The organism is Bacillus sp. CECT 9360 (assembly GCF_918741275.1).
Lineage (GTDB): Bacteria > Bacillota > Bacilli > Bacillales > DSM-1321 > Peribacillus.
Genome location: NZ_CAKKNA010000005.1, coordinates 48,944 through 67,384 on the forward strand (window position 1 = coordinate 48,944; position 18,441 = coordinate 67,384).

The 18,441-nt window shown below is 41.7% G+C and carries 18 protein-coding genes, 1 pseudogene and 1 riboswitch; of the genes and pseudogenes, 8 read left to right on the forward strand and 11 right to left on the reverse strand.

Going from position 1 to position 18,441, the window contains the following annotated elements:
• Positions 1 to 109: 109 nt before the first annotated feature.
• The 5 genes from LQ216_RS07210 to LQ216_RS07230 all read left to right on the forward strand — a co-directional run bounded on the left by LQ216_RS07210 (position 110) and on the right by LQ216_RS07230 (position 4,230).
• Positions 110 to 664, forward strand: a complete 555-nt coding sequence (locus tag LQ216_RS07210) for a thioredoxin family protein (RefSeq protein WP_230128390.1) — start codon at positions 110 to 112, stop codon at positions 662 to 664.
• Positions 665 to 858: 194 nt separating this feature from the next.
• Positions 859 to 1,425: a tyrosine-type recombinase/integrase gene (locus LQ216_RS07215; protein ID WP_230128392.1), complete on the forward strand. Its 567-nt coding sequence runs from the start codon at positions 859 to 861 to the stop codon at positions 1,423 to 1,425.
• 56 nt (positions 1,426 to 1,481) lie between these two features.
• A complete protein-coding gene (locus LQ216_RS07220; RefSeq protein ID WP_230128394.1) occupies positions 1,482 to 1,982 on the forward strand; it encodes a cation:proton antiporter regulatory subunit in 501 nt (166 codons plus the stop codon).
• Between the two features lie 2 nt (positions 1,983 to 1,984).
• Positions 1,985 to 3,208 carry a cation:proton antiporter gene (locus LQ216_RS07225; protein WP_230128396.1) on the forward strand — a complete coding sequence of 408 codons (1,224 nt, stop codon included), beginning with the start codon at positions 1,985 to 1,987 and terminating at the stop codon, positions 3,206 to 3,208.
• A 164-nt stretch (positions 3,209 to 3,372) separates the two neighbouring features.
• Positions 3,373 to 4,230, forward strand: a complete 858-nt coding sequence (locus tag LQ216_RS07230) for a YihY/virulence factor BrkB family protein (RefSeq protein WP_230128398.1) — start codon at positions 3,373 to 3,375, stop codon at positions 4,228 to 4,230.
• Positions 4,231 to 4,323: 93 nt separating this feature from the next.
• Here LQ216_RS07230 and LQ216_RS07235 read toward each other — a convergent pair whose 3' ends face one another.
• On the reverse strand, positions 4,324 to 5,508 hold the full coding sequence (locus LQ216_RS07235; protein ID WP_230128400.1) for an oligoribonuclease: 1,185 nt from the start codon (positions 5,506 to 5,508) through the stop codon (positions 4,324 to 4,326).
• A 178-nt stretch (positions 5,509 to 5,686) separates the two neighbouring features.
• Here LQ216_RS07235 and LQ216_RS07240 point away from each other — a divergent pair, with 178 nt between their 5' ends.
• Positions 5,687 to 5,956, forward strand: a complete 270-nt coding sequence (locus LQ216_RS07240) for a hypothetical protein (protein ID WP_230128402.1) — start codon at positions 5,687 to 5,689, stop codon at positions 5,954 to 5,956.
• Positions 5,957 to 5,990: 34 nt separating this feature from the next.
• On the opposite strand, the gene LQ216_RS07245 is transcribed toward LQ216_RS07240, so the two are convergent.
• The 7 genes and pseudogenes from LQ216_RS07245 to LQ216_RS20340 form a co-directional block, all read right to left on the reverse strand.
• Positions 5,991 to 7,169: an LL-diaminopimelate aminotransferase gene (locus LQ216_RS07245; protein WP_230128404.1), complete on the reverse strand. Its 1,179-nt coding sequence runs from the start codon at positions 7,167 to 7,169 to the stop codon at positions 5,991 to 5,993.
• Between the two features lie 114 nt (positions 7,170 to 7,283).
• Positions 7,284 to 9,170, reverse strand: a complete 1,887-nt coding sequence (gene abc-f, locus LQ216_RS07250; protein ID WP_230128406.1) for a ribosomal protection-like ABC-F family protein — start codon at positions 9,168 to 9,170, stop codon at positions 7,284 to 7,286.
• A 144-nt stretch (positions 9,171 to 9,314) separates the two neighbouring features.
• Positions 9,315 to 9,446 carry an RAxF-45 family protein gene (locus LQ216_RS20335; protein ID WP_290369242.1) on the reverse strand — a complete coding sequence of 44 codons (132 nt, stop codon included), beginning with the start codon at positions 9,444 to 9,446 and terminating at the stop codon, positions 9,315 to 9,317.
• A gap of 139 nt (positions 9,447 to 9,585) precedes the next feature.
• Positions 9,586 to 10,053 (reverse strand): 6,7-dimethyl-8-ribityllumazine synthase, encoded by a 468-nt coding sequence (gene ribE / locus LQ216_RS07255; RefSeq protein WP_230128408.1) that lies wholly within the window; start codon positions 10,051 to 10,053, stop codon positions 9,586 to 9,588.
• Between the two features lie 44 nt (positions 10,054 to 10,097).
• A pseudogene (gene ribB / locus LQ216_RS07260) lies at positions 10,098 to 10,718 on the reverse strand (3,4-dihydroxy-2-butanone-4-phosphate synthase); the annotation flags it as partial.
• Positions 10,719 to 10,733: 15 nt separating this feature from the next.
• Entirely contained in the window at positions 10,734 to 11,375 is a 642-nt protein-coding gene (gene ribE / locus LQ216_RS07265; protein ID WP_230128409.1) for a riboflavin synthase, read from the reverse strand.
• A gap of 199 nt (positions 11,376 to 11,574) precedes the next feature.
• Positions 11,575 to 11,705: riboswitch (FMN riboswitch) on the reverse strand.
• Positions 11,706 to 12,031: 326 nt separating this feature from the next.
• On the reverse strand, positions 12,032 to 12,166 hold the full coding sequence (locus LQ216_RS20340; RefSeq protein ID WP_290369243.1) for a hypothetical protein: 135 nt from the start codon (positions 12,164 to 12,166) through the stop codon (positions 12,032 to 12,034).
• A gap of 139 nt (positions 12,167 to 12,305) precedes the next feature.
• Between LQ216_RS20340 and LQ216_RS07270 the strand changes: the two genes are divergently transcribed.
• Together LQ216_RS07270 and LQ216_RS07275 are read left to right on the forward strand one after the other, a co-directional pair.
• Positions 12,306 to 12,641, forward strand: coding sequence for a hypothetical protein (locus LQ216_RS07270; protein WP_230128410.1), 336 nt, complete (start codon positions 12,306 to 12,308; stop codon positions 12,639 to 12,641).
• 410 nt (positions 12,642 to 13,051) lie between these two features.
• A complete protein-coding gene (locus LQ216_RS07275) occupies positions 13,052 to 13,561 on the forward strand; it encodes a hypothetical protein (RefSeq protein ID WP_230128411.1) in 510 nt (169 codons plus the stop codon).
• Positions 13,562 to 13,612: 51 nt separating this feature from the next.
• Here the strand turns inward: LQ216_RS07275 and megL are convergent, their stop codons facing one another.
• From megL to putP, 3 genes are all read right to left on the reverse strand, one after another.
• Complete coding sequence (megL, locus tag LQ216_RS07280; protein ID WP_230128412.1) at positions 13,613 to 14,803, reverse strand: methionine gamma-lyase; 1,191 nt, start codon at positions 14,801 to 14,803, stop codon at positions 13,613 to 13,615.
• 773 nt (positions 14,804 to 15,576) lie between these two features.
• Positions 15,577 to 16,713 (reverse strand): DEAD/DEAH box helicase, encoded by a 1,137-nt coding sequence (locus LQ216_RS07285; RefSeq protein WP_230128413.1) that lies wholly within the window; start codon positions 16,711 to 16,713, stop codon positions 15,577 to 15,579.
• A gap of 192 nt (positions 16,714 to 16,905) precedes the next feature.
• Positions 16,906 to 18,375 (reverse strand): sodium/proline symporter PutP, encoded by a 1,470-nt coding sequence (gene putP, locus LQ216_RS07290; protein ID WP_230128414.1) that lies wholly within the window; start codon positions 18,373 to 18,375, stop codon positions 16,906 to 16,908.
• Between the last annotated feature and the right edge of the window lie 66 nt (positions 18,376 to 18,441).

Here is an 18,441-nt window from a genome sequence, read left to right on the forward strand (position 1 = left end):
TTTTTAAATTCTGCAAGAACAGGATATCTTTAAGGCAAAAAGCTTTCAAGGCTGTGCCAGCTCAAGTTATGATAGTGATGAGAAAAAAGATTTCACGGAGGAATGCGCAATGAGTTCACTTAACAACTGGTTTGATAAAGGCATGACAAAGGATCTTTATATTAACGAAATGAAAACCCACAAAGAAAGCCTGGAATTGATTTATGATAGATTCCAGCTGAACGAACGGGATAAAGCCGAGCTTGCTTCTTTAAAGCAGAAAAACCTGCGCGCCATCGTCCTTACTGCAGACTGGTGCGGGGATGCTATGGTTAATCTGCCTATCTTGATGAGGATTGGCGAGGAAGCCGATATGGAGATCCGTTATTTGATTCGCGATGAAAATCTTGAATTAATGGATCAGTATTTAACGAATGGGAAGGCCCGTTCGATCCCTATTTTCATCTTTATAGATCAGGATGGGAAAGAAGTTGCAAAATGGGGACCACGGGCTCCAGAAGTCCAATCATTTGTTGATGGATTGCGCAGCAATATGCCGGCAAAAGAAGATCCGAGCCATGATGCAGCTTTTAAGTTATTCGTTGAGTCGCTCACTAGCCGCTTTACTGAAGACGAAGCGTTATGGGATCATATCAAAAAAGATATCATCCACTCCATCGGGTAAGAGTATTTTTTAAAAGAGGGTCTATCGTTATGATAGAACTCTTTTTTTGTTCATAAATATTTTCGAAGCTTTGGCGGATGCTAAATTAGCATGGTTAATTCTAAATAATGAATAATAAGGTTCTTGTTGTTTGATGTTACATAAATATATGTTATACTTGAATTATGTAACATTTGTCATGGGAGTGATTTTCTTTGGATTATGTCGAAGCCTTCAGAGACATCAAGCAAATAAACGCGATAAAAAAGTATTTAAAGAATCATTCGGAAAGAGACCTCCTCTTTTTTGTAATCGGCATCAATACCGGTCTGAGAATAAATGAACTATTAGAAATGAAAGTATGCGATGTTCTCGATGAGAAAGGAAGTATTAAAAACTTTTTCAGCTTACCCGCTTATGACCATCATCCCGAAAAGCTGGTCTACCTGAATGCAAAAGCGAAAAGTGCTCTTTCTCATTACCTTGAAACGTCCAAACTTCAAAGGGAAGATTATTTATTCGTTTCCGCCAAGACCAAAAAACCGATAACGCGCCAGCAGGCGCATCGAATCATTCACCAGGCTGTTGACGCATTAGGAATCGACGGGAGGTTCGGCGCGAGCTCGATGCGGAAAACATTCGGTTTTCATGCCTATAAACAAGGTGTTGCCCTCTCCCTGATTCAAAAATACTACCATCACTCAACCCCGTCAGAAACATTAAAATATCTTGGAATTTCAAAAGATGAAGGCATCCAGACGATTATTGATGTGAATTTGTAGAAAATCCAAAAAGCTCTACTCCCATTCCAAAAATATATTTTCAAGGAGGAATTATAGTGAATATTAGAGAAAGCGAGCTTCCCGGCATTGGCCAAAAGTTTGAAATCACCACTCGAAGTAAAGAAAAGGTTGTCATTGTTATTCATGATGACGGCCGAAGAGAAATATACCATTTCGATTCCGATCAGGAGGAAAGCATCTCCAGCGTTGTTTTTAATGATTCTGAATCACGTCAAGTGGCGGCGATATTAGGCGGGATGGTCTATAAGCCGCAAGCCCTGGAAACGATTGAAATGGCTTTGGAAGGACTTGCGATTGAGTGGTTTAAAGTTGAACCGGGTGCTAAAGCCGTCGGCCAGACGATTGGTGATATCGATATCCGAAACAATTATAATGTGACCGTAATTGCCATCATAAAGAAAAATACGAAAAAGCAGCAGTTCAGTCCTGGACCGGAATCCTTTATTGATACGGGTGATACAATGGTGATTTCAGGCGAGCGAAAGGAATTGAAAAAATTAATAAAAGAGTTGCTCACCAATGAAAGAGGTGATTAGGATTGGATCACTTAGTTCTTGAAGTCGGTACAGCGTTAGTATTGGTAGCAATCGCGGCAGTACTCGCCGGAAAGCTCAATTTTTCGATTATCCCGTTTCTGATTATTCTCGGGATGCTCGTAGGTCCTCACGCGCCAACATTTGGGATAATCGACCTTCGATTCATTGAAAGCGAAGAAATCATTGCTTTTCTTGGCCGAATCGGTGTGTTATTCCTCCTCTTTTATCTCGGATTAGAATTTTCCATCAAAAAACTGATTAAATCAGGCCGATCCATTGTTACCGGAGGAACCATTTACATTTTAATCAATTTCGGCCTCGGTCTCCTATATGCTTATCTAATGGGCTTTCCCCTTTTTGAAATATTAATCGTTGCCGGAATCATTACGATTTCTTCCAGCGCTATCGTCGCCAAAGTTCTTGTCGACTTGAGAAGAACGGGTAATAAAGAAACCGAACTGATCCTTGGGATTATTATGTTTGAAGATATCTTCCTTGCCGTTTACCTTTCTGTCGTTTCAGGATTGGTCCTTGGCGAAGCTGCCACTCTGGGCGGGGCGATTATCTCTATCCTTATTGCTCTCGGATATATGCTTTTGTTCTTCATCGTTGCAAGATTTGCTACCCCTATTTTAAATAAACTATTGGATATTTCTTCAAATGAGATTTTTATCCTTGTCGTTTTTGCCTCGCTGTTCTTTATTGCCGGTTTTTCAGAAACGATACATGTCGCTGAAGCAATCGGTGCTCTGCTTCTCGGTTTAGTCTTTTCCGAAACGGAACACAGCGACAGAATCGAGCGGTTGGTCATCCCTTTCAGGGACTTCTTTGGCGCCATCTTCTTCTTCAGCTTTGGCCTGAGCATTGATCCATTTTCGCTTGGCGGTGCAGTCTGGTTGACAGTAGGAGCGGTGATATTGACGATTATTGGCAACTTTACCGCAGGTTTGATTGCGGGCCGCCGGGCAGGCTTATCCCATAAAGCATCCACCAATATCGGATTGACGATTGTCTCAAGGGGCGAGTTTTCAATTATTATGGCCAACCTGGGCATCGCCGGCGGTTTAATGCCTGTATTGAAACCATTTTCCGCTCTTTACGTATTAATCCTTGCCATTCTAGGCCCGCTTTTAACAAGGGAATCAAAGACCATCTATAAATACTTGGATAAAATTTTTAAATGGAGCAATAAACCAGCCAAGGTTAAAGAAAGAGCATCCGGCTGATTTTCTAAGGGACTGGCCCGTATAGTTTTCGGGCTTCAGTCCCTTTTATCATTTTAAGAATAATCTTGGGTAATTAAAGGAATTGATTAAACATAGGGTTAACGTGACAAGCTTATGGGAAAAGAGTGGGTACATAGTAATTACTCAGGAGTTGATGCTAAAAGATGAATAAATTGATATCAATAGGTAAACAGCTGGGCAGGGAGATAAAAGAGGACCGAGCCACGGGGTTGGCGGCTGAGCAGGCTTATTATTATATACTCGCACTTTTTCCAATGCTAATTCTCTTGCTTTCTATCCTGCCTTATTTGTCAATCCAACCTCAGGAAGCACTGGACTTTTTGGAGAATATCATGCCTTCTGAAACGACTGAAGTATTCAGGGAGGATATTATCAAGCTTGTCAGTGAACAGAACGGTGGCTTGCTGACTTTTGGTATCCTTGGTACCCTCTGGTCTGCTTCTAATGGGATCAACGCATTTATCCACTCGATGAATGTCGCTTTTGATGTGGAAGAAACAAGAAGCTTTATTAAAGCAAGATTGCTGTCCATTTTACTAACGCTTGGTTTAACCGTGGCGTTTGTTGTAGCGCTCTTGCTCCCGGTTTTCGGAAAAGTCATTTTAGACTATGTAAAAATGATCATCCCGGTACCCGACAGTATGGAAATCCTGTTCAGCATCTTGCGTTGGGTCATTGCCATCGTCGTCATCTCTCTTGTCCTGGCTGTGATGTACCGTTATGCCCCAAACAAGCATTATCCGTTTAAACAGGTCATTCCGGGGGCAATTGTAGCAACCGTCATCTGGCAGTTGATTTCATTGGGATTTTCCTTTTATATTACTAATTTCGGAAATTATTCTTCCACTTATGGAAGCTTGGGAGGCGTCATTGTACTGATGCTCTGGTTATATTTAACCGGGCTGGCACTCGTCATTGGTGGAGAAATTAACGCGATTGTCCACAGACAATCCACCCCGACCACGAGAACGAGCAGAAAGACGCCAACCATATCGACTTAAGTAAAGAGAAAACCCGGCGATCGCCGGGTTTTCTTATGGAAGCAGCTGAAATTACAGTAGGTGAAACACGCCAGCTTTCTCTCTTCATTCTTGTTATTTCTTCACCTTACTAAAATGCTTCAATAAATAATCGACAAATTTATCATCCCTGACCAGATAGGCGAAGTATTTTCGCTTGATCTGTTTTTCGATATCTGCGAAAGAGGAGTACATCCGATTTTCCTTCTTTTCATTCATTTCAATAAACCAGCCCTTGTCTGCCTCATGATAAACAAAGATATTCTCGTCATGCTTCCCTTTGTATAAACAGCCTTGTTCAGACCCCTTCAGATTATATCTATTGTTAAAAGCATCCCGTTTCAACGGTTCGGAATGGAAGGGTTTCTCCACGAATTGCCCAAAGGCTTTCGGTGTTAAATTACAGCCGGATGCTTTTTGATGGCCTCCCCCATCATAATTCGCAGCAACCTCGGATACATCCACTTCGTCATGGATAGTCCGGAGTGAAATGCGCTTGCTCCCGACCATGACCATGGCTATATAATCAAGGTATGGAAACTCTTTGGAAAGTTCATTTCCAAGCTCAGAGTGATAGGATTCCGCATGGACGATTCCAGCCAAATGATTGCCTATGCTCATTTGATAAACCTCTCTTTTCTTTCTGTGGATATATCTTTCGACGCGGTCTTCTTCGACTTCCAGAAGCTTTTGTTCAATCTCATCAAATGAGAATACTGTATTCTCTGTAAGTTTTTTAATTAGTTTGGCCTCAAATTCATCAATGGAAATCATCGAGAAAAGGTCATTTAGCCGCTTAGCGGTAAAATTATCGTTTTTATCCCAATCCCAAGTATCATATTGTCTGACATGCTCGACAAAATCATCCAAAATCGAAGAACGGACAAGTAGGTTGTTTTGAAGCAAATATTCATAAAAAAGCGATGTCGCCGAAGCTTGTTTTCCATCAGATTGCATGACTGTTATCGAAGCCCATTGGTATTGATTAAGGTGTTCTGCCGATTTGTGATGATCAATTAACTTCACCTTTCCACCCGCTGTAACAAATTCAGAAATCCTTTTTTCATTATCTTCATCAACGGATATATCGGTAATATACAGCTCTATGTCTTGATTTCCCTTCTCAAAAAATACTTCGACCTGGTGATTAAGTCCTGATATGGAATGATAACTGACATTCACCTTATCCTTTAGCGCCAATTTTGCCAGGATACCACAGCTCACTCCGTCCAAATCATTATGAGATAAAAGTCGGTACATATGAATTCCCCCTACAATCACGAATATATAGTAATATTCCCTGTAAAGCTTTATTTAACTTGTCAAAGTTATTCTCCGCTCTATTTTAAGGGAAATTGTTGGAGATTTCGAATAAACAGCATGAAGATGTCCACAATAATGACGACTATTACTGAAGAAAAGAAAAGAGAGGTAGTTTATGAAAGAGCTTTTACAGCAGGCTAAAGAAATACTGGAATACACATACGATCATCCCAGTTCCAATGATCTGGCCAGGTGCATCGAGGTCCTCGAGGAAGCAAAGGAGACCGCCGGTACAAAAAAAGAAATGCTGGAAAATATAATCAGGTCGGTTACACAGGCACAGAATGCTCAGCGGGAGCTGGACATTAGCGGCGATGTAGCTTCCTCCAGCGCGTTTGGTCAAGCATACCGGGCGATTGACCAGGCGATTGAATCGTATAGCTAAAAGTGAAACCGGCAGGAAATTCCCTGCCGGTTTTTCAAAGTTTCTCGTTTTTCTGAAAAAATCCCTGAATTCTCTCAGCAGCTTCACTAAGACGTTCAGCAGGCTGAACCAACGCTATTCGGACATAGCCTTTGCCTTGTTTCCCAAAAGCATCTCCAGGAACGACTGCTACTCCTGCTTGTTCAATCAATTGAAAGGCAAATTCACGCGACCTCCAACCATCAGGAATCTTAGCCCAAATAAACATGGTCGCAGACGACCTAGGAACATGCCATCCGACTTTCTCCAGTCCTGCCACCAAAGCATCCCGACGAACTTCATACTCCTTCACCTGATCATTAAGTATCGAGAAATCGGAAGTAAGTGCCATTTCCGCGGCCTTTTGGATTGGATAAAAAACCCCATAGTCAATATGTGATTTCAAAGTACCCAAGATCTTCAGCACTTCAACATTGCCCACAACATAGCCAATCCGGCTGCCCGCCATATTGAATGTTTTGGACAGAGAATTGAATTCAACTCCAACCTCCTTCGCACCAGGAATCGACAGAAAGCTGATTTGGGGATGACCATCGAATATCAATTCGGAATAGGCGAAGTCATGAATGACCAAAATATTATGTTGCTTGGCAAACTTGACTACCTTTTCAAAAAAAGTTTGATCCGCTAAGGCGGCTACCGGGTTGCCTGGATAACTGATAATCATCATTTTTGCTTTCCTTACAACATCCAGTGGAATTTGGTCGAGGTCTGGCAAAAAATTATTCTCGACCGTTAAAGGCATCGGATAGATGATTCCGCCTGCTAGGGAAACACTCGCTTCATAGATCGGATAACCAGGATCCGGCACCAAAACATATTCTCCCGGATTCACAATTGCTGTTGCTAAATGGGCAAGCCCGTCCTGCGAACCCATTAACTGTAGCACTTCCTCTCCCGGATCAAGATCTACCGCATAACGTTGCTTGTAAAAATAACAAACCGCCTCATGAAACTCAGGTGTTCCCTTTAATGTATAACCGTATTTGGTTATGTCTTTAGCGTGTTTGACCAGAGTATCCACAACGATTGTAGGCGGCGGCAAATCAGGGCTACCTACACTTAAATCGATTATGTCTATTCCCCTTTTGATTGCCTCATGTTTTCGATTAGCCAACTCCGTGAAAATACCCGTTGTAAATTTCTGCATTTTTTCCGATGGAGTGATTTTCATAACCATTCTCCTAACTCTAAAACATATATCCTACATCTCTCATTTTATATAAATATTCCAAATTACACCATGATTATTAAAACCGGAGAGGTAAATCCCTCTTCTGGTACTTATTCACAGATACTTTTCCAGCTCCCGATAAATCTCATCTCGTCTTTGTTCGATCGATTCCTGCTGTTCAAAACAGCTCTGCAACTTTTTTATTGAATCTTCCTTTTCCATTTTTCCGTTCAATTCCGCTAAGATTCTCTCGGTTTCCTCCAGCTGACCCTCCAGCCTCTCCATTTCTTTTTCAATAGTCGATGACGAAGGCTTCGCCTTAGGCTCCTTTTTAATAGGTTTAACCGATTCCTGGCCGCTTTCTTGTTTTGCTTTTATTTCATTCAGCTTTTTCCTTGCCCAGCTGTAATTCCCCGTGAAATAATGGAGCTTTTCATCTTCTATCCAATACGTTTTATCAAAAAGCTTATTCAATAAATACCTGTCATGCGATACCGCCAGGATGGTGCCTTGAAACGTTTCCAGAGCATCCTCAAGCACCTCGCGCGAATCGATATCAAGGTGGTTCGTCGGTTCATCAAGGATCAATAGGTTAATATCCTGATGCATTAATTGGGCCAGACGGAGTCTCATCCGTTCCCCGCCGCTTAGCTGCCCCACCTTTCGAAAAACCGCGGGACCATAAAATAAAAAACCGGCAAGAATATGCCTTGCTTCACCTTCAGGGACTAACGCTTCGTCCCGAAATGCTTCAAGTACAGTCATGTTACCATTAGCTGTATAAAGATGCTGTGACAAATAACCCGCCTTTACATTGCTTCCCACCCGAATTTCCCCAACGTCCGCTGTCATTTCACCGCGGATCATCTTTAAGAGGGTGGATTTGCCTGTCCCGTTATCCCCGACGATCGCGGCTCGTTCCTTATATTGAAGATGAAGGCTTGCATCATGGAAAAGCGGTTTTCCGCCGAACGATTTTGCCGCATCTTTCACTACTATGACATCTTTCCCGCTTCTATCAGCTGCATCAAATTCCAAGCCCATTTTCTTTCTCTCTAAAATCGGCCGTTTTAACTTTTCTATTCTCTCCAGCGCGCGTTCCATATTCCTCGCCCGCTTATGGAGGCCTTCATTTGGCGGATTGGCCTGATTAGCCCATTCTCGGAGTCGTCTAATTGCTTCTTTCATTTTTTTGATTCTCTTTTGTTGCTCCTGGTAAGCCTGAAATTCCTCCAGAAGCCGCTTTTCCTTTTCCTTCACAAACCCGGAATAATTTTCATGATAGATGGTCACTTCTCCATCCTCTAAATCAATGATTTTCGTTGCTATTTCATCGAGAAAGTAACGGTCATGCGAGATGGTGACCACCGTTCCCGCGTATTCTTTTATGAATTGTTCCAACCATTCAACTGCCGAGATATCGAGATGGTTTGTCGGTTCATCCAATAAAAGTAGATCAGGCTGCTGCAGCAGAATAAGCCCTAAACAAAGCTTTGTCTGCTCCCCTCCGCTCATACTTATAAAAGGTGCCTCCAGCAATGCTGTTATTTTTAGCCCATTTGCCACCTTCATAATCTTCGCTTCGATTTCATAACCATCCAGAAGCGCGAATTTCTCTTGAAGAATACCGTATTCATCCAGGATTTTTGCCATTTCTTTTTCATCATGTGTACGAGACATTCTCTCCTCATATTCACTAAGCCTTTTTGAAATAGACAAAGCCTCAGAGAAAGCGGACATCAATACTTCCCGTCCTGTCGCCCTCTGTGGAAAAGATGGTATCTGGGCGAGGTACCCGACCCTTGTCCCTTTCTTCAAATGAATTTTCCCCGTATCTGCGGATTCCGCACCCGCGATGATTTTCATAATTGTCGTCTTTCCGCCTCCATTACGGCCGACCAAACCGATTCTGTCCTTTTCATGAATCTCAAACGAAAGATTATCAAAAATCAGATGCCCGCCAAACATTTTCGCTACTTGTTGTATAGTACAGACGATCATAATCATACTCCTCTCAAAATATATAAAAAAACCACGGCAAAGAAGCAGAGCTTCCGCCGCGGTTATATAATAAGGCAACAAAAAAAGAGCCAAATAAGGCTCTCTTTTACCATTTCTTATAAAAGTGGGTGAAGAGACTTCTTATCATTCTGTTTCCATTATGCAATTGTTAAAAATGGGCAGACTCCCCCATTGAACAAATGCACCATGAAAAATCGCACGGCAAATATACATAAAATCCAACCATTGCTCGCGCAAAATAACAGAACGACTCATCTCTTACACCTCCTTTAAATTCGTAATAATAACAATATTATAACTCTTTTATAACCTATCCACAAGGAGGTAGAAGCGTAATAAGCGAAAATAATACAAAAAGTATTTTTCCACCTGTCCCGCTTTTTATTCATTACATTTACCCGATTGCTTTTCCAAGGTTAGCCATTTCAATGGCGGAAACAGCTGCTTCATACCCTTTGTTACCAGCTTTCGTTCCGGCGCGTTCTATCGCTTGTTCAATATTTTCCGTAGTCAATACGCCAAAAATGACCGGCACCCCTGTTTCCAGAGAAACAGCGGCAATCCCTTTAGCCGATTCATTAGAAACATAATCATAATGGGTTGTTGCTCCTCTAATGACGGTCCCAAGCCCGATTACCGCATCGTATTTTTGTGTGTTGACCAACTTTTTTGCGATCATTGGAACCTCATAGGCACCGGGTGTCCAGGCAACATCAATATCCCCTTCATCAACCCCGTGCCGTTTTAATCCATCTATTGCACCGCTAAGCAGCTTACTCGTGATAAACTCGTTAAACCTCCCCACCACGATTCCTATTCTTAAGCCTGTACCGATTAAATTCCCTTCAAAAACTTTGCCCATAATATATTTCCTCCTTAGATTTATCACTATTAAATATTGTTTAACTCCTGCTCCGCTTGTTTTTCTTGCTTATTCCGGAAACGGATTAATTCGGCAATCGTTATCAGCTTGAGATTGTGCTTTTCTGCGATTATCATCAAATCAGGAACGCGTGCCATCGTTCCATCCTCTTTCATAATTTCGCAAATGACACCCGCTGGTAGCGCGCCGGAAAGCTTTGCTAAATCGACCGATGCTTCCGTATGCCCTGCCCGTCTTAACACGCCGCCTTCTTTTGCTACAATCGGAAAAATATGTCCCGGTCTTCTAAAGTCCGTTGAAATAGATTGTTCATTCAGCATTTCAAGAATGGTCGCCGACCGTTCAAAAGCGCTGATTCCCGTCGAAGTATTTATATGGTCGATGCTTACCGTAAAAGCGGTTCCGTGATTATCGGTATTGTCTTCAACCATTGGATGAAGGCCCAATTTAAAGGCAGTTTCCCCGGTAATTGTCACGCAAATCAAACCACGCCCATATGTAGCCATAAAATTAATCGCTTCAGGTGTCGCTTTCTCGGCAAGAACAACAAAGTCGCCTTCATTTTCACGATCTTCATCATCGACGACGATAATCGCCTTGCCAGCTTTTAGGTCTTCTATTGCTTCTTCGATCGTATTAAACAATTGCTTCCACCCCCTTTAATAAAATCCATTTTCAGCTAAAAAATCCATCGTCATTTCTTTTTTTCGTTTCTTTCCTTCCACTTGATGGACGATGTATTTTCCGATCATATCATTCTCGATATTAACGATATCCCCCGCATTTTTCCGCCCTAGTACCGTTTCTTGATGAGTGAGCGGAATGAGGGAGACCGTGAGCAAATTGGCCTCAATCCCAAATATCGTTAAACTTGTCCCGTCAATCGCTATAGATCCCTTCGATATGCAATATGTAGCAAGAGAATCGTCCAATTTTATGATGTAATAAACAGCGTTATCTTTATTCTCTTTTTTGACGATCGTTCCTGTACCGTCAATATGGCCGGAAACAAAATGTCCGCCAAATCGGCCATTTGGACTCATGGCGCGCTCTAAATTGACGGGGGAGCCTGCCTTTAAGACTCCGAGGGAAGTGTCTTTAATCGTTTCAGGCATCACATCGACTGTAAATGTCTGACTGGTAAACGCTGTAACCGTCAAACACACCCCGTTGACAGAAATACTGTCGCCCATCTTAACATCCTCGACAATTTTTTCCGAGGAAATCGTAAGCACCATGCTGCTTCCACTGCTGTTTATCGATGAAACCGTTCCAATATCTTCAATGATTCCTGTAAACATAATTCCACCTTGTTTCCTGATTATAAATTTGTTCAGCAAACTGTCTTTTTCCTGTCCATGATTGGCCCTCCTTACAAAAAAATAAACCCTTCAGAATCTGAAGGGTCTTTTTTAGGAGGATGCATCGGTAAAAAATACAACAAATAAGCCTATGAAAAAACATGAATTTTTCAGGTAGACTTTTTCTTATATATTTCCGTCTGTCCTTCTCCCATCCAGACTGTACTGTCGGCTTTGGAATCTCACCAAATCCTGCCAGGTTTTGGCTCGCGGGCTTAGAATTGCTTCATCACCGCCGGTTGGGACTTGCACCCGACCCCGAAGGACGATATTCAATTAACTAGTATTCAGAAAGTTTCTGATATACTCAAAAGTGCTTTATTATCAATATTCAAACGGTATAACTAATTTTTGTATTCTTCTTAAATGATTTCTTAACTCTTAAATATCACAAGTATCCTACCAAAAACCTACCGTTACCCACTGATAATATCTACTTTTGGTTGGTTGAATTTTATCATTTGCAAATAAAAAAAGCAAAGAGTTTAACCTCCTTGCTCCTGGTCTTTTCCATCAAATCAATTAAAAGATGCTATTATTGATATCTTATACAACCTCAAAGGACCAATTATTTTTGTCCTTTTTCGCCTACTTTGTTATTCAAAGTCATCAGGATTTTTTTCATCTAATATTCCACGTTTTGAATCGAGTTCAGCTTTATTCTGCTTCTCATTACTAGGAATAACATTCCCTCTGGCATCATATTTAATTTTACTTTTTTCATCATTCATAATTGCAAGCCTCCTATAGAATTCTCATTCTAAGATTTCCATATACCCGATATTCTACTCATTTTTATTGCGTATTTATTTACATATTTCTCTATTATGCAGTTAACAGTAATGTTATACATGATCGGAGGTGCTTAAAATGGATGGAATGAGAGTGCGATTTGAAATAAAAAACCTTTATCTTAAAGTGGGAAATGTAAGCCGAAACAATGAAAGTTATGTTCTGTTGACCGCATATGACCACAGTAATAATGAAATTGTTTTAGAGCTCACCCATGAACAAGCAGAATTTCTAGAAGATCAGTTTTTTGAGGCGAACCGAAGATATGAACAACGAGTCTTTACCCCCATGGTTTCTGAAGAACAACCACTTCCAAATCGATTTGCTAATCAGCAGATTTCAAGTCCTCAGCAACAAGGATATAATAGTCCCAATGCGATATATCCGTATATGGGAAACCAGTACCTGCCTTGATTTATTTGCTAAAGTTGTTAAAAATTTTAAAATGAGGAATGATTATTTAAGTTTTCCTACCAATACCTTACTAATCTAGATAACATATTATAAAAAACTGCCTAAATCCCTGATATCACAAGGTTTCGGTGGTTTTTATTTTGAATAGAAGTTATGACGATCCTGAAAGACACAGAAAAACACTAAGTGAGTCAATGTGTTTCTTATTCAATTGGATAACGCATGGCATATTCCTGGTATTGTTGCCATGGCAGAGCGTCATCTATGATCCTGTCATGTAAATAAACCCGACTTATGGCAATATTTCATAGCTCCATGAAAAATATAACATGTTATCCCCTAGCTGTGCCGGGTAAGGATATAGAGTCTCTACTTCTTAAGTATCACTTCTATGTCAGGAGGCTTTACCCATGTTTGATCTGTCAGATGTTTTGAAATTCTTAGTTTCCTTTTTTCTTATTTTACCGATTGTGACGTTTATCCATTTGGCTGGCCATATTTTTTTCGTCTCGATTTTTGGCGGCACCAAGCGGCGGATTGTCATTGGCAACGGGACAAAATTATTTTCTGTTGGGAAAATTGAGATCAGGAAATATTATTTTTGGAATGGAGCATGTGAATTTGAAACGCTAAAATATGATAATCGTTTCACCAACTCCCTTATTTATCTGGGAGGCTCCATATTCAACCTGGCGAGCATTTTTATCGTAAATTTCTTAATCAGGCAGCAGATTTTGGAGGTCTCCGTTTTCTGGTACCAATTCATCTATTTTTCTTTTTATATTTTATTTTTTTCGTTATTCCCTATGTATTTTGCCGATGGCAGCCCGAGTGACGGCAAGGCGGTCATACTGGCTCTTAAGAACGAGAAAGAAGATAAAATAACCGATGATATCCAAATTCGAAAGCTGGATGATTGATCGCCCAAAATACAAGAAGCCCTACTTAGGGCTTCTTGTATTTTAAACGGCCTATTCAGCTGATGTATCCAATGCCTGTTTTAGGTCATCCCAAATGTCTTCCCACGCTTCCAGGCCCACGGAAAGGCGGACTAACCGGTCGGAGATGCCCATATTTCGCCTGGATTCTTCAGGGACGACCGCGTGTGTCATTGTTGCCGGGTGCTGAATCAGGCTTTCTGCATCACCGAGACTTACAGCAATTTTGATAAGTGAGAGTTGGTTAAGCAGCTTTTGTGCGTCTTGTTTGGTTCCTTTTATTTCAAAAGAAATAAGGCCGCCTCCCTGTTTCATCTGCCTTTTTGTAATGGGATAGTCTGGATGATTACGATCATCCGGGTAATATACGCTATCAATTACGGGATGGTTTTTAAGCTCGCGGAAAATCTTCAGCGCATTTTCTGAGTGGCGATCCATCCGGACAGGCATTGTTTTTAGTCCACGCAACAGCAGCCATGCATCAAAGGGAGAAATTATGCCGCCAATATCCTTTTGCGTAGTCATTGAGACACTTGAGATAAACTCCTTTTTCCCGACTACCAGTCCTGCCAAAACATCCCCGTGTCCACAAATATATTTTGTCGCGCTGTGAAGGACAATATCACAGCCCAGCTCAAGCGGTTTCTGAAGGTAAGGAGTGGAGAATGTGTTATCGACCACGACCGGTATGTTATAGTTCTCTGCAACACTGGCAATCATCTGTAAATCCAGCATTTTCATCGTTGGATTAATCGGTGTCTCTAAATAGATGCAAGCTGTCTCAGGACGGATCAGCGCCTTTAGCTTTTCCGGTGTCTCCATAGTACAGAAATCGTGGTTGATGTTATATTTGTTTTTCATTAACTGTAATAAACCAAACGTACAACCATACAGTCCCTGAGAACAAATGATATGGTCGTTAGCTTTTGTCAAAGATATAAGTACAGCTGAAACGGCAGCCATTCCCGAAGCAAAGGCAAGTCCTGCTTCACCACCCTCTAAAGTAGCGATTCTCTCCTCTAACACCTTCACCGTCGGATTGCCAAGACGCGAATAAATGTATCCATCTTCCTGTCCCGCAAAACGCCTTTCCCCTTGCTCAGCTGAATCAAATGTGAAAGTAGAAGTCTGATAGATAGGTGTAACCAGGCTCCCCATATGGTCTTTCGAATCATACCCCTCATGAATGACCGCAGTTTCAATGTGTTTGTATTTCTCTCCCATCGTTTCCCTCCTGAATTTTTTATCTATTTCTATAGTATGTAGGAAGAAGATGGAGCGTTTCCATAATGAAATATTAGTAACAAAGTTTTTCCAGTCATCAATTCGTTTAACGGGCAGAATTTTTTGCAATTAAGCCTTATCTGAATGATCGGACAGAAATTTCTGCGATCGAGCACAAATTCCGATTATCGAGCACAAATCTCAATCATCGAGCACAAATTTCGATCATCGAGCACAAATCTCAATCATCGAGCACAAATTCGGATTATCGAGCACAAATTTCGATCATCGAGCACAAATTCCGATTATCGAGCACAAATTTCGATCATCGAGCACAAATTCGTATTATCGAGCACAAATTCCGTTCATCGAGCACAAATCTCATTCATCGAGCACAAATTCCGATTATCGAGCACAAATCTCAATCATCGAGCACAAATTCCGATTATCGAGCACAAATCTCAATCATCGAGCACAAATTCGGATTATCGAGCACAAATTCGGATTATCGAGCACAAATTCCGTTCATCGAGCACAAATCTCATTCATCGAGCACAAATTTCGATCATCGAGCACAAATTCCGTTCATCGAGCACAAATCTCATTCATCGAGCATAAATTCCGATTATCGAGCACAAATCTCATTCATCGAGCACAAATTCGGATTATCGAGCACAAATTTTACAGGTAAGGAATTAGCCGTGAATATCCAGTACTTTAAAACATATGATTTTCTGTTTACATAAAAAAAGGAGCCGCGAAGGCCCCTTTTCTCATCGTTCATCAACGATTTCACCTTTATAAAAACCTTTTTTACTCGGCGTGATTCCCAACTCACGGGTGAGTTTCTTCAATTCCCGCTCTTCTCTTTCCGTTACAATCGACATGACCGTTCCGCTTGCACCGGCGCGGCCCGTTCTTCCGGAGCGGTGCACGTATTGATCTGTACTTTCGGGAAGGTCAACATGGATCACTGTAGTCAGTCCTTTAATATCAAGGCCTCTTGCAGCCACATCCGTTGCCAGCAGCAAAGGGTATTCCCCCGAACGGAGTTTCCTCAACGATTTCTCACGTTCCATCTTATTGGACTCACCGTGCAGGACACCTAATTCAATTCCTTTATAGTCAAGCTTTTCACTGATCACGGTTATTTGAGCAATGTCTTTTACGAAAGCGAGCCCCTTTAAGTTCTCCATTCGGTAAATTTTCTCAAGGATCCTGATTTTATCTCTTTTTTCACATACAAAATAAATATGGTCTACCTTGGATGGGATGTTTTCACTTCTTCCGATCCTAATTATTTCCGGCTCGTTCGCCAATTCTAAAGCTAAGTTTTCAGTCTGTGCCGGTAGGGTCGCGGAAAACATAAGCACCTGCCGATCTTTAAGCGTTGACTTTATAATGTTGCTGATTGTGCCTATATGCTCAGGGACTAGCAATTGATCGCCTTCGTCCAACACAATCGTTTTTACTTCATGCATCTTGATTTTTTTCTGGGCAATCAGTTCGTAAATGCGACCGGGAGTCCCTGCAATAATCTGCGGACGCTTCTTCAATTTTTCGAGCTGTCTTTTTGGATTAGCCCCGCCAATAAAGGCCCCACTGCCTATATCGCTTCCTTCAGTCCAAATTCTGATTTCCTCGGAAATTTGCATCACCAGTTCACGGGATGATGCGAGTACGACTGCCTGGATTGATTTTTTTTCGGTATCGATTTTTTCAAGCAACGGAAGCAGATAAGCCAATGTTTTGCCTGTCCCAGTCGGCGATTCGGCAATAAGATCCTTTCCCTCTGAGATGAAGGGAATCGCCTTGAGCTGGATTGACATCCCTTGCTCAAATCCTGCTTTTTCCCAGGATTTTTGTATAAATGGTTTCATGTTCGAGATAAATGGTGGTGTTTCAGTCATAAGAATCTCCTTTTAATTGATTCAAGTCCCATAGGTTACTTGCTGTATCACAATTATCTCATATTCGTTCATCCGAATGCATTATTCATCTTACTATTTCCTAATCGTGGAGTTTCAATAGCCATATGAAAATAAAAACCCCTTTGCTCTCCCGCTACATTTTAGCAGAGGGCAAAGGGGTTTGCCTACTTATTAAGTCAGTCTTTTCACAGCTTCATTAAACTCAGCTTCCACCTCACTCGAAGGTTTGGCAGTTAATAAGCTGACAACGATAATCGCAATCGTACAGGCAATAAAGCCTGGAATGATTTCATATACTTCTGCAAATTTCTCAATTTGCTCCCAGACAATGACCGTTACCGCACCGACGATTATTCCCGCGAATGCCCCCATTTTCGTCATCCGCTTCCAGTAGAGACTTAGAAGCACGACCGGTCCGAAAGCGGCACCAAATCCTGCCCAGGCATATCCGACAAGATTCAAGATGGTTTCATTCGGATTGAGGGCGAGAACCAAGGCAATCAGTGAGACCGCCAGCACAGCAAGCCGTCCGACCAGCACCAATTCTTTATCTGAAGCAGAACGTCTGATGAATGCTTTGTAAAAGTCTTCTGTCAAAGCACTGGAAGTTACCAATAGCTGCGCGGCAATCGTACTCATGATAGCTGCGAGGATGGCCGCGAGCAAGAAACCCGTAATAAGGGAAGGAAATAATTCCTGAGCCAGTTGGATAAACACCGTTTCATGCTTACCCTTCGCAAGCGGTGCATCAGTAAGATTGAAATAAGCGATTCCGAATAACCCGGTAATCATCGCCCCGACAATCGAAAAAATCATCCAGCTCATCCCGATTCTTCGAGCACTTTTCATTTCCTTTACAGAAGTGATCGCCATAAAACGGACGATGATATGCGGCTGGCCAAAGTAACCAAGACCCCACGCCAATAAGGAGATAACTCCAATCGTTGTCGTTCCTTCGAATGCCTGCAGTAGTGTTGGATCAATCGAACGTATTTCATCGAGGGTTCTATCCATACTGCCGATATTTACAACAGTTACAATAGGCACCAATATCAGAGCGATAAACATAATAGTCCCTTGGACGAAGTCAGTCCAGCTCACCGCAAGGAATCCGCCAAATAATGTATAAAGGATTACAACACTCGCGGTGAGCCAGACACCGGTCATATAATCCATGTTAAAAGCATTTTCGAAAAGCTGTCCTCCAGAAACCATTCCTGAAGACGTATAAAATGTAAAAAATATTAAAATGACTAATGCAGAAGTAATTCGCAAGATCCGTGAATTGTCTTTAAAACGGTTTTCAAAAAAGTCGGGAATCGTAATCGAATTATTGGCTACCTCTGTATACGTCCTTAGACGAGGCGCCACATAAAGCCAGTTTAAATACGAACCCAAACAAAGACCAACAACAATCCAGCCGCTGCTCAACCCACTTATGTACATCGCACCAGGCAGGCCCATTAACAGCCAGCCGCTCATATCCGATGCTCCTGCGCTTAAAGCGGTCACCGCCGGACCTAAATTGCGTCCGCCCAGCATGTAATCGGTCAGGTTTGCCGTACGTCTGTAGGCAACATATCCAATCATAAGCATTCCAATCATATAAATTGCGATTGAAATAATAACCCCATACTCCATAAAAATCCCCCTTCACATTTAGTTGCTAGATCGGACCCCCTAATGAGTAGATTATCAGAAATTTCT

Coding starts and splice junctions, on each gene's coding strand:
- LQ216_RS07210 (WP_230128390.1), top strand. CDS start 110: ATGAGTTCACTTAACAACTGGTTTGATAAAGGCATGACAAAGGATCTT.
- LQ216_RS07230 (WP_230128398.1), top strand. CDS start 3,373: ATGAATAAATTGATATCAATAGGTAAACAGCTGGGCAGGGAGATAAAA.
- LQ216_RS07235 (WP_230128400.1), bottom strand. CDS start 5,508: ATGTACCGACTTTTATCTCATAATGATTTGGACGGAGTGAGCTGTGGT.
- LQ216_RS07240 (WP_230128402.1), top strand. CDS start 5,687: ATGAAAGAGCTTTTACAGCAGGCTAAAGAAATACTGGAATACACATAC.
- LQ216_RS07245 (WP_230128404.1), bottom strand. CDS start 7,169: ATGAAAATCACTCCATCGGAAAAAATGCAGAAATTTACAACGGGTATT.
- abc-f (WP_230128406.1), bottom strand. CDS start 9,170: ATGATCGTCTGTACTATACAACAAGTAGCGAAAATGTTTGGCGGGCAT.
- LQ216_RS20335 (WP_290369242.1), bottom strand. CDS start 9,446: ATGAGTCGTTCTGTTATTTTGCGCGAGCAATGGTTGGATTTTATGTAT.
- ribE (WP_230128408.1), bottom strand. CDS start 10,053: ATGGGCAAAGTTTTTGAAGGGAATTTAATCGGTACAGGCTTAAGAATA.
- ribE (WP_230128409.1), bottom strand. CDS start 11,375: ATGTTTACAGGAATCATTGAAGATATTGGAACGGTTTCATCGATAAAC.
- LQ216_RS20340 (WP_290369243.1), bottom strand. CDS start 12,166: ATGAATGATGAAAAAAGTAAAATTAAATATGATGCCAGAGGGAATGTT.
- LQ216_RS07270 (WP_230128410.1), top strand. CDS start 12,306: ATGGATGGAATGAGAGTGCGATTTGAAATAAAAAACCTTTATCTTAAA.
- LQ216_RS07275 (WP_230128411.1), top strand. CDS start 13,052: ATGTTTGATCTGTCAGATGTTTTGAAATTCTTAGTTTCCTTTTTTCTT.
- megL (WP_230128412.1), bottom strand. CDS start 14,803: ATGGGAGAGAAATACAAACACATTGAAACTGCGGTCATTCATGAGGGG.
- LQ216_RS07285 (WP_230128413.1), bottom strand. CDS start 16,713: ATGACTGAAACACCACCATTTATCTCGAACATGAAACCATTTATACAA.
- putP (WP_230128414.1), bottom strand. CDS start 18,375: ATGGAGTATGGGGTTATTATTTCAATCGCAATTTATATGATTGGAATG.